This is a genomic window from Streptomyces sp. NPDC003034, from assembly GCF_053591375.1.
Genome location: NZ_JBSFTS010000010.1, coordinates 62,803 through 75,670 on the forward strand (window position 1 = coordinate 62,803; position 12,868 = coordinate 75,670).

Consider the following 12,868-nt stretch of genomic DNA (forward strand, 5'->3'; position numbering starts at 1 on the left):
GCAGCCCTCCACACCGCGCCGGGGCCGCCTCCGTACGGGCGTCACCGACCGGGCCGCCGCCGTACGGCGCCACCGGCCCGGGGGCCGGCGTACGGGCGTTACTGGCCCCGGCGGACCCGGGCCGCGCGGCGGGCCTCGGCGGTCTGCCGGGCCTCCATGGTCTTGCGGGACTCCTTGCCCTTGCCCGGCCGTCCGGGCCGGGTGCCCATCCCGCGGAAGCCCAGGTCCGAACCCGAGGGCCGGCCCTTGGCGTCGGTCGGCGCGGCGCCGGCCAGCGGCACCCCGGACGGGGCCTTGGCGCCGGTGATCCGGCTGAGCGCGCTCTCCCCTGACCGCACCTGCGTGATGGTCGGCCGGATCCGGGCATCGGACATCAGCCGGACCATGTCGCGGCGCTGGTTCGGGGTGACCAGGGTGACGACCCGGCCCGACTCGCCCGCGCGGGCCGTACGGCCGCCGCGGTGCAGGTAGTCCTTGCTGTCGGCGGGCGGGTCGACGTTGACCACGAGGTCGAGGTCGTCGATGTGGATGCCGCGCGCGGCCACGTTGGTCGCCACCAGGACCGAGACCGCGCCCGTCTTGAACTGCGCGAGGGTCCTCGTACGCTGCGGCTGCGACTTGCCGCTGTGCAGCCCCTCCGCCCGGACGCCCATGGCCCGCAGGTGCTTGGTGAACTGGTCGACGCCGTGCTTGGTGTCCAGGAACATCAGCACCCGGCCGTCGCGGGCCGCGATCTCGGTCGCCGTCGAGTACTTGTCGGCCGCGTGGATGTGCAGCACGTGGTGGTCCATGGTGCCCACCGAGGCCGACTGCGGGTCCACGGAGTGCGAGACCGGGTCCTTCAGGTAGCGGCGCACCAGTTGATCGACATTGCGGTCCAGGGTGGCCGAGAACAGCATCCGCTGGCCCGCGTGGTGCACCTGGTCGAGGATCTCGGTGACCTGCGGCATGAAGCCCATGTCGCACATCTGGTCGGCCTCGTCGAGCACGGTGATCTTCACGCGCTCCAGGTGCACGTCACGGCGGCCCACCAGGTCGCTGAGGCGCCCCGGGGTTGCCACCACGACCTCGGCGCCGGTGCGCAGCGCGCCCGACTGCCGGCCGATCGAGAGCCCGCCGACCACCGTGGCCAGCCGCAGCTTCAGGGCCAGCGCGTACGGGGTCAGGGCGTCGGTCACCTGCTGCGCCAGCTCGCGCGTCGGTACGAGGACCAGCGCGAGCGGCCGCTTCGGGTCCGCCTGCTGTCCCGCTGTGCGCGCCAGCAGGGCCAGGCCGAAGGCGAGGGTCTTGCCGGAGCCGGTCTGCGCACGGCCGAGGACGTCCCGGCCCGCCAGCGCGTTGGGAAGCGTCGCGGCCTGGATGGGGAAGGGGTCCTTCACCTGGAGGCCGGCCAGGGTCTCCATCAGCTCAAGGGGCAGATCGAGCTCGGAGAACGATGCCACCGGCGGCAGCGCCGGCGTCTTCGTCGCGGGCATCGCGAACTCGCCCTGCGGTCCGAGGGTCCGGGTGGCCTTGGCGGCGCCGCCCTTGGCGGGGGCCTTCACCCCGGCCTTCACACCGAAGCGCCCATGAGCTGACGGGTTCCTCATGCAGAACCTTTCGAAGCAAGAACAAGATGGTCAACCGCCCATGGTACCAGCGGGGGCTACGGGCCCCCGGCGCCCAGTTCCCGGGCCGATCCACGGCTCTCGGACCACGGCTCGCCGATCTCCGGTTCCCCCGATCCGCCGACGCGGCGGCCAGAAGTTCGATTGTCCGACGCGCACCCGGTTGGCCGCGTCCGGCGTGTGCTCGGCCGGACCGTTGGGCAGGATCGGAAACGGCCGCGTGCGCGGCCCGCAGTGGAACGTTGAGAAGGATCAGCACCAATGGCAACAGGCACCGTGAAGTGGTTCAACTCGGAGAAGGGCTTCGGCTTCATCCAGCAGGACGACGGCGGCCCCGACGTGTTCGTGCACTTCTCCGCCATCGAGTCCAGCGGCTTCAAGTCGCTGGAGGAGAACGCGAAGGTCGAGTACGCGGTCACCCAAGGCGCCAAGGGCCCCCAGGCTGAGCGGGTGGTCACCCTCTAACGCCCCCCAGCGCCGCTTCACGGGCCGAGCCCGTGCCGAGAGCCCCGCCGGTCCGTCCGGCGGGGCTCTCGGGCGTCCGGGCGTCGGGTTCCGGCGTCGCGGGCGGAGCTCCGGGCCTCCGGGCCTCGGGGTGTCCGGTTCTCGGGCGTCGGCGGGCGGGGTCCCGGGCCTCGTGGCGTCCGGCCGAAAGTGATCACCTGCGGGCGTTGTGACGGACTGCGGGCCGACGCGTCCCCTGTCCGGGGGTCCGTCCCCGATGCTGCATCTGTTCAACGTCCTCGTCCTGCTCGCCAGGACGCCCATGTCCTGCATGCCAGGACGGAACGGAGTGTGGTCCAGTGATCAGCAGGCGCTCGCTCATCCGCGCCGGAGCCGGCGTCGGCGCGGCTGCCGCACTGACGGTCGGCACCGGCGGACTGGTGTTGGCGCAGGCCGCCGGCACCCCGCCCTGGAGCACCCTGCAGGGGTGCCTCTCGGGCCGCCTGGTCCTGCCTGCCGACGCGACGTACGAGACGGCCAAGCAACTGCAACTGGCGCAGTTCGACGTGATCCACCCGCAGGCCATCGCCTACTGCACCAGCGAACGCGATGTGGCCGCCTGTGTCCGCTTCGCCCGGGACCACGGCCTCACCCCCGCCGTGCGCAGCGGCGGCCACAGCGCGGCCGGTTACTCGACCACCCCGGGCTTGGTCATCGACGTCTCCCGGATGAACAGCGTCCGCCCCGGCGACACCGTCCACCTGGGCCCCGGCAGCCAGGGCGTCGACGTCCTGAACACGCTGGCCCCCTACAACATCCAGGTGGCGTCCGGAACCTGCCCCACGGTCGCCGTCGGCGGCTGGCTCCAGGGCGGCGGTCTCGGCTTCGCGTCCCGCAAGTTCGGCATGGGCTCCGACCGGCTGGTTTCCGCCCGGGTCGTACTGGCCGACGGCCGCACGGTGCGCGCCTCGCAGAACGAGAACCCGGACCTGTACTGGGCCCTGCGCGGTGGCGGCGGCGGCAACTTCGGCGTCGTGACCAACTTCGAGATACGGCCGGTCCAGATACCCTCGCTCACCAGCTACAACCTCAACTTCCGCTGGTCGGACGCCGTCGACGTGATCCTGGCCTGGCAGGAGTGGATCAAGGACGCGCCCCGGGAGCTCGCCGCGGAGCTGCTGTTCCTCCTCTCGACCGACGGTCCCGCCGGCTCCGAGCCGTACGTGGTCCTCACCGGGGCCTACGCGGGTGCCAAGGCCGACTGCGACCGGGCCCTCGACCGGTTCGTCACTGCGGCCGGCCGGCCCAGCACCAGCCGGACCGTCACCGAACTGCCCTACCAGCAGGCGATGATGAAGGTCTTCGGCTGCGGGGAGAAGACCGTCACCGAGTGCCACCGGATCGGCTACTCGCCCGACGCGCAGCTGCCCCGCGACAACTACTCCACCGGCCGCAACATGTTCTTCCCCGCGGCATGGACCCGTTCCGCGGCCGAAGCGGCCATGGGAGCCTTCACGGCCGATGTCCGGCCCGGTCAGTTCCGCTTCCTCGGCCTCTTCGCCTACGGCGGCAAGATCAACGACCTCGCCCCGTCCGCCACCGCGTTCGTCCACCGCGACGCGCTCTTCAACGCCGGCTACTCGGTGGGGCTGACCCGACCGGACGCCGGTCAGGAGGACAAGGACCGCGCCCAGGCCTGGGTGGACGGCGGTTTCACCACGATGGACCCGTACTCCAACCACCGGTCCTACCAGAACTACATGGACCCGGCCCTGACGAACTGGCGGCAGGCCTACTACGGGCAGAACTACGACCGCCTGCGGTCCGTCAAGCGGGCCTACGACCCGGACCGCTTCTTCCGGTTCGCCCAGGGCATCGACTGACCCGTCCCCGCGCGGTGAAGGGTGGGGCCGGGGCCGGCGGTGGCCCCGGCCCCACCCGCGTTTCAGGCCTCCCGTACGGAGACGGTTTCAGGCCTCCCGTACGGAGATGGCGGAGACCGGACAGGCGCGGGCGGCCTCGCGGACCAGCGCGCCGCCGCTGCCGTCCTCGCGGCCGGGCAGCAGCTCGCTCAGCCCGTCGTCATCCTGGGTGAACACCCCGGGAGCGGTCAGCGCGCACTGACCGGCGCCGATGCAGACGCCGGTGTCGATGTCGATGCGCAGACGCACGTCCGGCACCGCCCTCACCACGCCACGGGCAGTTCGACCATGCCCTGGATGGTGTCGCCGGGTTTGAACGGGATCCGGTCCGGCTCGGCTGCCAGCCGCAGCCCCGGCAGCCGCTCGAACAGCGTGCCCAGCGCGATCTCCATCTCCGCGCGGGCCAGGTTCTGGCCCAGGCACTGGTGGATGCCGAAGCCGAAGGCCAGGTGGTGGCGGGCGGGCCGGTGCCAGTCCAGGGCGTCCGGCTCGGCGAAGACGGCCTCGTCGCGGTTGATGACGGAGGTGGAGAAGATGACCCCGTCGTCGGCGTGGACCGTCACCCCGCCGATCTCCACGTCCTCGGTGGCCACCCGCAACATCCCGTCCGCGATCGACAGGAAGCGCATCAGCTCTTCCACGGCCGCCGGGAGCAGGGCCGGATCCGCGCGGAGCTCGGCCAGCTGCTCGGGGTGCCGCAGCAGGGTGAACGTCCCGAGCGAGATCATGTTGGCCGTGGTCTCGTGGCCCGCGATGAGCAGGATCCCGGCGAGCGCGACCAGGTCCTCGGCATCGACCTCGCCGGTCTCCAGGCGCCTGGCGACGAGCTCGTCCAGCAGCCCGTCGCCGGGCTCCTTCCGCTTGCGTTCGATCAAGTCGCGGAGGTAGCCGTCCAACTCCTGCCGGGCCTCCTCCACATCGGCCGGTTCCGGCCCGCGCAGCAGCCGGCGCGACTGCCCTTCGAAGAACTCGTGGTCCTCGTACGGAACCCCGAGCAGGGCGCAGATCACCATCGAAGGCACCGGCAGGGCGAAGGCGCCGACCAGCTCGGCCGGCGGGCCCTCGGCGGCCATCTCGTCGATGAGCCGGTCCACGGTCTGCTGGATCTGCGGCCTGAGGGCGGCGGTCCGTTTCAGGGTGAAGCGGGGGATCAGCATCCGGCGCTGGGTGTTGTGCTCGGGATCGTCGAGCCCGAGCAGTGCGGTGCGCCGGTTCTGCAGGCCCTTGAAACGCCGGGTCGGGGCGGGGAAGGCGGCGTTCTGGCGGTCGGCGGAGAGCCGGCCGTCGCAGAGCAGGGCGCGCGCCTCGGCATGTCCCGTCACCACCCATACGGAGCGGCCGTCGAAGAGGGTGACGCGGGAGAGCGGCGGCCCCTGGCGCAGCGGCTCGTAGGCGGCCGGTGGATGGTAGGGGCAGGTCCGGTCCTGGGGGAAGTCAACGATGTCTGACATGGAGTACATGGAGCACCTCGCACGCGATGGTTGCGTCTCATTCCGGACTCCATTACATGCCTAAGGCACCTATCTATCCATGCCAGTTCCGGCCAGATCGCCCGTCTTCGCCCATACGGCCCCCTGTCGGGGAGCGCCCGCTCAGAGGTGGGCGTCCAGGAAGCCCCGGAGCTCCTCGCGCGTCATCGGCCCGGCCTGGCTCGCGACCGCCTCGCCGTCCTTGACGAGGACGGCGGTCGGGGCGCCGGTCACGCCGTAGCGCCGGGTGGGCCCGGGGCAGCGGGTCATATCGGTGCGCACGGCGGTGAACCGAGTGCCGTACTCCTGGGCCAGCTCGCCGACGACCGCGTCCATCGCGCGGCACGCCTCGACGGCCTTCGGCCAGCTGCCGCAGAAATAGGCCAGGACCGGGCCTGACGCCATCGAGAGGATGAAGTCGAACTCCTGGTCCTCCAGGGGCTGGTGTACCCGACGTGCCATGTGCGGTGCTCCTCGTCCGTGCTTCCCCTGCCCGGGAAGGCCGCACCCATCATCGCCGCACCTGCCGCCGCGCACCGGTCCAGGGGCTGGGCGCGTACTGCGCCGCGCACCGATCCAGGGCCCGCGCGCGGACTCGGGCGGCCTCCGCCACCCCGTTGTCAGTGGTGCCTGCAAGGCTGATCCACATGGACGACAGCATGCTCCGGCGCCGGATCTACGGCGCCGACCACGACGACCCCGATCCGGGCCCCCGCCCCGGCCATGTCTACGGCGAACTCGTCGGCGGCCCGCTCGACGGCCTTCTCCTCGACATCACGAGCTGGAGCGAGGCCCAGTGCGCCGAAGAGGTCCGCCTCCCGACCGAGATAGGGCGCTTCGGCGCCGGCGGCCGCGCCCACTACCGGCGCCGCGCGGCCGGCTCCACCCACTGGGACTGGTCGGGCGACGGCCCGTGACGTGTACGCCCCGCTCCCGTCCCGCCGCTCCCGTCCCGCCGCTGTTGTCCGCCGCAGCGGCTCAGCGGAGGCGGGCGTACGCGGCCACGTCGAGCGGGGTGCGCCCGGACCTGCGCGGTGCGGTGAGCGCGATGGGCCGGCCGAATCCGCCGGAACGGGCCAGCTCCCGCACCGTCCGGCGCAGCGCCTCCTGGAAGTCGCCCATGGTGCGCCGGGCGGCCGCGGTGTCGACGTAGATGGAGTTCATGTGCAGCCCGTCCGCGTCCCGGTGGAACCAGGAGCAGGCCCCGTTGGCGCGCGCCGACCACACATGGGTGGTGGGCTGCCACTCCTCGTGCCGCTCGGAGCCCCGGCACTTGCGCATGTCGATGTACGAGAAGAAGTTGACCGGGTAGGGCCAGGAACGGGCGGCGAACTCATCGGGCGCCAGCAGCTCCCAGGCGCGGACGAACGGCACGTCGATATGGCTGATCATCTCGGTGAATCCGGCCCGCACCCCCGCCATGACCTGGGCGAAGTCCCGGCCGGGGGAGGCGTCGAACTCGATCGGCATGGTGTTGACGAACCAGCCCACCGATTGGGTCCAAGCGCCCCGCCCGCGCTCGCTGACCGGCATGAAGCCGCGGTAGACGCCGGGCCCGCCCGCCTTGCGCAGGCAGACGGCGACGGCGGCGAGCACGCCCATGAAGGGCTTGCCGCCGACCGTCAGGCAGGCCTTCTCGAACACCTCCGCCTCGGCTGCGTCCAGCAGCAGGGAGGCCTCGTTGACGATCGGATACATCCGGCCCGGTTCCACACCGAGGTCGAGCGGGAAGCGGGGGAAGAACTCGCCTTCCCGCCCGATGAAGCTCTTCCAGTAGTCCAGGCGTTCGTCCGCGGCGTCGATGGAGAGGTAGCGGCGGCGCTGTTCCTCCGCGAAGTCGAGGTAGCTCGGAGCGGGCGGCAAATCGATGTCCTCGCCGCGGCACAGGGCCTCGTAGGCGGTCAGCACCTCGTGGACGACGATCGGCATCGACATGCCGTCGCAGACGATGTGGTCGAAGGCCAGGTAGACCGTCGCGGAACCCTCGCGGAGCACCGCGCCCATGGTGAACAGCGGCCAGGAAAGGGTGTCGATGCTGCGCCTGAACCGCTCGACGAGGAAATCACGCAGGAGCTCGGAGGTCTCGAAGACAGCCACGTGCTCGGCGTCCAGGGTCAGCTCGGCGGGGTCCAGCGGCTCGCACGCCAACTCCCCGGCGAGGCGGCGGAACGCACACCGCAGCACCTCGTGCCGCTGGACGAAGGCGAGCAGTGCCTGCGCCAGGGCCGGCTGGTCCAGGACACCCGTCACCTCGAAGGTGACCGCGAGCCAGGACGCGACGGGGTCGTCGGCCGCGCGGCTCTCCTCGGCGACCGTGAAGTGCTTGTCCTGGTTGAAGGACGCCCTCCGGCCGGAGGTCTCGCCCCCGCCACCCGCCTCCTCCGCCGTGGACCGCAATCGCCACTCCACCACCCGACCGGGTGCCACGTCGTGCATCTCCAGAGGAAACTGCCGCATACCCTCATCCCTTCGCCCCGAGACAACCCCCAGGCCCTAACGACCCCCGCACCGCGGAAGTGACGGACGGGCTCGCGGGTCGGCTCGGGGGCAGGGCGCCACCCGCGACCGCGTGCGCGGCCTACGTCGGCGGCGGGGGGAGCCGCCAGGTCAGGACGGCGGCGAGGAGGAGCGGGATCACGGTCAGGGCGGTGAAGGTCATGCGTTCGCCCCTTCGCGTCGGCGACCGGGGTGCGCGAGCCGTGCGCGGGCCGCGACGGCCAGCAGCAGGCGGACGGACCGGGAGGCGGTGGCCAGTTCCCAGCGGCGGCCGGAGTCGGCCCACTGGTCCAGCGCGTTCAGCAGCGCCGAGTCGCAGAAGGTGACCAGGGCCGCGTCGAGGACGAGTCGGCCGGCGCCGCGGGCGGCGCCCTCTTTGAGGAGGCGGCGCAGGGGAGCACAGGTGTAGTGGTCGAACTCGCCGGCCAGGCTGACGGTGAGCACACCGTCGTGGAGCGTGGACCGTATGCGGGGGAGGGAGTCGGGTCCGCTCTCCACGCAGGCCTCGACCACGGAGTCGAGGTCGGCGGGGGCGGCGGCCGCGGGCAGTATCGGGGCGCTTATCGGAGTGTTCATGGCACCCCCAACGGGCTCAGGCCCGGGTGGAAACCGGTGGCGGCCCGTGCTTCACCCGCGTGGGCCGTGCCACTGACCCGTTCCGGCGATCTTCGTCACTCACCTGGGGCACGGGCGTGCCCCTGCGTGCGGCGCGCGGAGCGGACCCGGTCCCTCCTACCCGGGCGGTGATGGCGGACAGTGGGCGGCGTGGATGTGGAAGAGATCATCGACGAGCTGTACGGGCTGCCCCCGGCGCGGTTCACATCGGCGCGGGACGAGGCGGCGGCCCATGCGAAACGGGCCGGGGACCGGGCGGCGGCGAAGCGGATCGCGGCGCTGCGGCGTCCCACGCTCGCGGCGTGGGCCTCGAACCTGCTGGTACGGGGCAAGCCGTCCGAGGTCGAGCAGTTCCTCCAGCTCGGGCAGGCGCTGCGGGCGGCGCACCGGTCCCTGAACGGGGAGGAGTTGCGGGCCCTGTCGCACCAGCAGCACGTGGTGATCGGCGCGCTGGCCCGGGAGGCGCTGCGGCTGACGGACGAAGCCGGGGCGCCGGCCTCCGAGACGGTGCTGCGGGAGGTCGAGCAGATCCTGTACGCGGTCCTCGCCGGGCCCGAGGCGGCCGAGGCCTGGGCTTCGGGGCGGCTCGTGAAGGCCCCGGCCCCCGTGCCGGAGTTCCCCGGCATCGACCCGGGGGCCGTGCCGCCGCCCGGGCCTTCGCAGGCCGAGCAGGCCGAACAGGCCCGGCGGGCCGCGGCTTCCCGGCCACCGGCCGCCGACCGCCGGCCCGACCCCCGCCTGGAGGCGGCCCGGACCGCCGTCCGGGAAGCACAGCAGGCCGCCGCCGCCCGGGAGGAGGAACTCCGCCAGGCGCAGGCGGCGCGGCAGCGGGCACGCGAGCAGGCGACGGCCGCCGAGGCGGAGGTCGACCGGGCCCAGGCCGCCCGGGAGCTCGCGTACACCGCCGTGGCCGAGGCGGAGGAGCAGCACCGGGCGGCCGGACGGGCGGCGCAGGAGGCCCACCGCGCGGCGGTCACCGCCGAGCGGCGGCTGCGTGACCTGACGGAGGGCGAAGCCCGGGAGGGCGGCGACGGCGCGGGCCACTGAGTGCGGTGGCCCACGCCGTCCGGCTCGGCTTCGGCTTCCGCCGGGCCGTGGACTGGCTGCCGGGGGCGATCGCCGCGGCCGCCCGGCCCGTCTCACCTGGGCGTCGGGTGCCCGTCTGTGCACCCTCCCGCCCGCACCGCCGTGCCGGAGAGAGGGGAATGTACGGAACCGGATGCCGCGGGCGGCCGTCTGAGACCCCGTGTGGATGAAACGAAGAATATTGGCACTGCTGTTCGCCCTGCTCGCGACGCAGGTGGGCTCGCTCATCAGCCCGGCGTACGCCTGCGGGTGCGGGGCGATGATCCCCGACGGCCAGTCCGCGATCGGGGTCGACCGGGAAACCTCCGTCGTGCGCTGGGACGGCCGTACGGAACAGATCGTGATGCGGTTCAGCGTCCGCGGCGACGCCCGGCGGGCAGCATGGATCATGCCGGTGCCGGGACGGGCGACGGTGGAGCTGGGCGACCCGGATATGTTCAGCGATCTCACCCGGCTGACCCTGCCCGAGCGCAAGACCCGTAGCTACTTCTGGCCGCGCAACAAGGACTGGCCCTTCTCCCTCAGCCCCGTCGACGGCGTCGCCGGGGCGCTCCCGGGGAGCGGCGAGCCCTCGGTCGGCGTCGTCGGCCGTGAGCAGCTGGGCGACTTCGACGTCGCGCGGCTGACCGCAACCGACCCGGACGCCCTGCGGAACTGGCTGGAGACCAACGGCTTCCGGCTCCCCGACCGGCTCGGCACCGAACTCCAGCCCTACGTCGACCAGAAGTGGGAGTACGTCGCCGTGCGGCTCGCCCCCCGGCAGCAGGGCAAGCCCCTGCGGGGCGATCTGGACCCGCTGAAGATCCGCTTCGAGAGCGACCGGCTCGTCTATCCGATGCGGCTGTCCCGGATGGCGACGACGCCCCAGGCCCTGCGCCTGTACGTCCTGGCCGACCACCGCATGGAGCCCCGCTCCCGGATTGGCGGATCCGCGCCCGCGGTGACCTTCGCGGGGAGGGTGGCGCCCGAGGACGGCCCGCTCGCCGAACTCGCCGGCGGCGCACCGGTCTTCCTGACCGCGATCGAGCAGGAGTTCCCCGAACCGAGCCGCATCGACGGTGACCACGAACTGCGCGCCACCGCCAAGGACACCCCGTACCGGCGGACCGTCTACCGGGAGCGCCTGCTCACCGTGGGCGACGGCATTCCGGTCTGGCTGCTGACCGTGTCGGCCGTCCTCGTGGCAGGGGCGGTCTTCGCCGTGATCCGCCTGCGCGGCCGCGGCCGTCCGCGCCCCTCCGCCGACGGCCCCGGTTCCGAGGCCGGTCCCAGGGAGGACGGGGCCCCGCACCGGGGCGGCGACGCCGCCGCGGACCGCCGTTGAGCCCTCACCGCTGACCGGGGCGCGCGCGGCGGCCCTGAACCGGCCGCCGGCCCCCTCCGCGCCGGGTGCCGCGTGAGGCCCCGGCGCCGCGGCTACGGTGCCGACGCCCCCCGGGCTTCGCAGGCCCGCAGCAGCGTCAGCGCGGCCAGGGCCTGCGGGGCCCCGGCCTGGCCGCGGATGCCCGGGAAGGCGTTGACGTCCACGATCAGCGGTCGGCCGCCACCGGTGTCGACGATGTCCACGCCGTAGACGTCGAGGGCGAAGACGGCGCCGACCTCGCGCACCAGATCCGCCCACCGCGACGCCGGTTCGCTCACCGCCAGCGGCAGCGTGGGGCCACGGCCTGCGGGCGAGAGCTCGGAACGGCGCAGGGCCGCGAAGACCCGGCCCCCGATCGCCCACAGCTTGTGGTCCCAGCCGTCGTTGGGAGCCAACTCCTGGACCACGACCGGCTCCCGCGGCCACGCGGCCGCCAACTCCCGTACCGCTTGCCCATCATCGGCCCGCGCCACCAGATCGCCCCTGCGGCTGAGGCGGCTCTTGACCACCAGGGGGGAGGGGACGCGGGGCGCGGTGGCGGCCCACGCCGCGAGGGAGTCGTAGGTGCTCGTCTCCGCGAAGGGCAGCCCGGCCCCGAGGGCCAGCTCCGCCATCCGCGTGCGGTCCTGGCAGAGCGCGGTCGCCGCCGCCGAGTTGACGACGGGCGCGCCGCGCCGCTCCAGGGACCGGGCGAGGCCGAGGGCCTGCGGAGTCCGCGACTTCAGCAGGTACACGTCGGCCGGGGGCGAAGCGGCGCCGTGCCCCGGAGCGCTCGGATCGACCGCCTCCACCACGTGCCCGCCCTCCCGCAGGGCTGCGGCGGCCGCTGCCAGCAGCGGATGTCCGGGCTCCGGCGTGATCAGGCCGATCCTCATACGCTGTCGCCCACGCGCGCGACGGCCTGCGCCGGAATGGACACGGGCAACGTGCGGGGCGGGGGACAGGCGACCGCCGAGCCGCCCGCACGTGCCAGCCCCAGTACCGCGCGGGCCACCCGCGCAGCCGCGTCCGGCACCTGACGGAAGCTCGGGAAGTCGTTCACGTCCACGACCACCGGCCCGTCCGGGCCCAGCAGCACGTCGACCCCGTACAGGTCCAGTCCGTACACGGCCCCCACCTGCGTGGCGATCGCGGCGAGCTCCGCCGACAGCGGCACGCGGCGCTCCCCCACCGAGGGGTCCGGATGCAGCGGCGAGCAGCGCTCGGTCGCGAACAGCTCCCCGCCGACCGCGTACACCTTGATGTCGGTGCCGGTGTTCGGTACGTACGGCTGGGCGATGAGCATGCCCTCGCCCGCCAGGAGGGGCAGCATCACCTCCAGCCGCCCCGGTGAGGGGACCAGGTGGACGGCTCGCCCCGAACTGCCGTCGGCGGGCTTGACGACGAGGGGGTACTGAGCCGCCGGTATCTCCCTGAGCAGCTCGGGGCGCGCCACCGCGTACGTCGGCGGCAGGGGCAACCCCCGGTCGGCCCCGATGGCGGCGGCCAGCGCCTTGTCCCGTACGCCCCGGATCGAGCGGGCGTCGTTGACCGTGGTCATCCCGGCCGCGGCGGCGGCTTCGAGCAGGGTCAGGCCCGGCCCGCCCGAGACCGTCTTGAGCACCCACGCGTCGTGCGCGCCCCTGTCGACGGCCTCGGACACGCGCAGCAACGAGCCACCGGGCCGCACGACATCGACCTGGTGTCCCCACGCGATGAGCTGCCTGACCACCTCGTTCGGCATGCCGTCGTGGCGGTAGTGCTCCTCCACCAGAAAGCAGAGCCTCATGGACCTTCCCCATATTCCCCGGACGTCCGCCGATTCCGTCCGGCGAGTTGTGACGTCACAGGATGTCATGCACCGCAATGTGATGATCGTCCTGCCCG

The 12,868-nt window shown here is 73.1% G+C and carries 13 protein-coding genes; 5 read left to right on the plus strand and 8 right to left on the minus strand.

Annotated features, from left to right (window positions below):
• Window positions 1–98 precede the first annotated feature (98 nt).
• Window positions 99–1,475: a DEAD/DEAH box helicase gene (locus tag ACWDX7_RS13360; protein ID WP_451491683.1), complete on the minus strand. Its 1,377-nt coding sequence runs from the start codon at window positions 1,473–1,475 to the stop codon at window positions 99–101.
• A gap of 393 nt (window positions 1,476–1,868) precedes the next feature.
• Here ACWDX7_RS13360 and ACWDX7_RS13365 point away from each other — a divergent pair, with 393 nt between their 5' ends.
• A complete protein-coding gene (locus tag ACWDX7_RS13365; RefSeq protein WP_451491659.1) occupies window positions 1,869–2,072 on the plus strand; it encodes a cold-shock protein in 204 nt (67 codons plus the stop codon).
• Between the two features lie 338 nt (window positions 2,073–2,410).
• Window positions 2,411–3,934, plus strand: a complete 1,524-nt coding sequence (locus ACWDX7_RS13370; protein ID WP_451491658.1) for an FAD-binding oxidoreductase — start codon at window positions 2,411–2,413, stop codon at window positions 3,932–3,934.
• Between the two features lie 87 nt (window positions 3,935–4,021).
• Here ACWDX7_RS13370 and ACWDX7_RS13375 read toward each other — a convergent pair whose 3' ends face one another.
• From ACWDX7_RS13375 to ACWDX7_RS13385, 3 genes are all read right to left on the minus strand, one after another.
• Entirely contained in the window at window positions 4,022–4,216 is a 195-nt protein-coding gene (locus ACWDX7_RS13375) for a ferredoxin (RefSeq protein WP_451491682.1), read from the minus strand.
• Window positions 4,217–4,236: 20 nt separating this feature from the next.
• Window positions 4,237–5,424, minus strand: a complete 1,188-nt coding sequence (locus tag ACWDX7_RS13380; RefSeq protein WP_451491657.1) for a cytochrome P450 — start codon at window positions 5,422–5,424, stop codon at window positions 4,237–4,239.
• A gap of 141 nt (window positions 5,425–5,565) precedes the next feature.
• On the minus strand, window positions 5,566–5,904 hold the full coding sequence (locus ACWDX7_RS13385) for a thioredoxin family protein (RefSeq protein ID WP_451491656.1): 339 nt from the start codon (window positions 5,902–5,904) through the stop codon (window positions 5,566–5,568).
• Window positions 5,905–6,089: 185 nt separating this feature from the next.
• Here ACWDX7_RS13385 and ACWDX7_RS13390 point away from each other — a divergent pair, with 185 nt between their 5' ends.
• On the plus strand, window positions 6,090–6,359 hold the full coding sequence (locus ACWDX7_RS13390) for a hypothetical protein (protein WP_451491655.1): 270 nt from the start codon (window positions 6,090–6,092) through the stop codon (window positions 6,357–6,359).
• A 61-nt stretch (window positions 6,360–6,420) separates the two neighbouring features.
• On the opposite strand, the gene ACWDX7_RS13395 is transcribed toward ACWDX7_RS13390, so the two are convergent.
• Window positions 6,421–7,899: a condensation domain-containing protein gene (locus ACWDX7_RS13395; RefSeq protein WP_451491654.1), complete on the minus strand. Its 1,479-nt coding sequence runs from the start codon at window positions 7,897–7,899 to the stop codon at window positions 6,421–6,423.
• A gap of 198 nt (window positions 7,900–8,097) precedes the next feature.
• Window positions 8,098–8,514 (minus strand): STAS domain-containing protein, encoded by a 417-nt coding sequence (locus ACWDX7_RS13400; RefSeq protein ID WP_451491653.1) that lies wholly within the window; start codon window positions 8,512–8,514, stop codon window positions 8,098–8,100.
• Between the two features lie 189 nt (window positions 8,515–8,703).
• Here ACWDX7_RS13400 and ACWDX7_RS13405 point away from each other — a divergent pair, with 189 nt between their 5' ends.
• Together ACWDX7_RS13405 and ACWDX7_RS13410 are read left to right on the plus strand one after the other, a co-directional pair.
• Entirely contained in the window at window positions 8,704–9,600 is an 897-nt protein-coding gene (locus ACWDX7_RS13405) for a hypothetical protein (RefSeq protein ID WP_451491652.1), read from the plus strand.
• Between the two features lie 205 nt (window positions 9,601–9,805).
• Window positions 9,806–10,963 (plus strand): DUF2330 domain-containing protein, encoded by a 1,158-nt coding sequence (locus tag ACWDX7_RS13410; protein WP_451491651.1) that lies wholly within the window; start codon window positions 9,806–9,808, stop codon window positions 10,961–10,963.
• A gap of 92 nt (window positions 10,964–11,055) precedes the next feature.
• Here the strand turns inward: ACWDX7_RS13410 and ACWDX7_RS13415 are convergent, their stop codons facing one another.
• Together ACWDX7_RS13415 and ACWDX7_RS13420 are read right to left on the minus strand one after the other, a co-directional pair.
• Window positions 11,056–11,877, minus strand: coding sequence for an ATP-grasp domain-containing protein (locus ACWDX7_RS13415; RefSeq protein ID WP_451491650.1), 822 nt, complete (start codon window positions 11,875–11,877; stop codon window positions 11,056–11,058).
• Window positions 11,874–12,770, minus strand: a complete 897-nt coding sequence (locus tag ACWDX7_RS13420) for an ATP-grasp domain-containing protein (RefSeq protein WP_451491649.1) — start codon at window positions 12,768–12,770, stop codon at window positions 11,874–11,876. Before ACWDX7_RS13420 ends, ACWDX7_RS13415 begins: the two co-directional genes overlap by 4 nt.
• Window positions 12,771–12,868 lie beyond the last annotated feature (98 nt).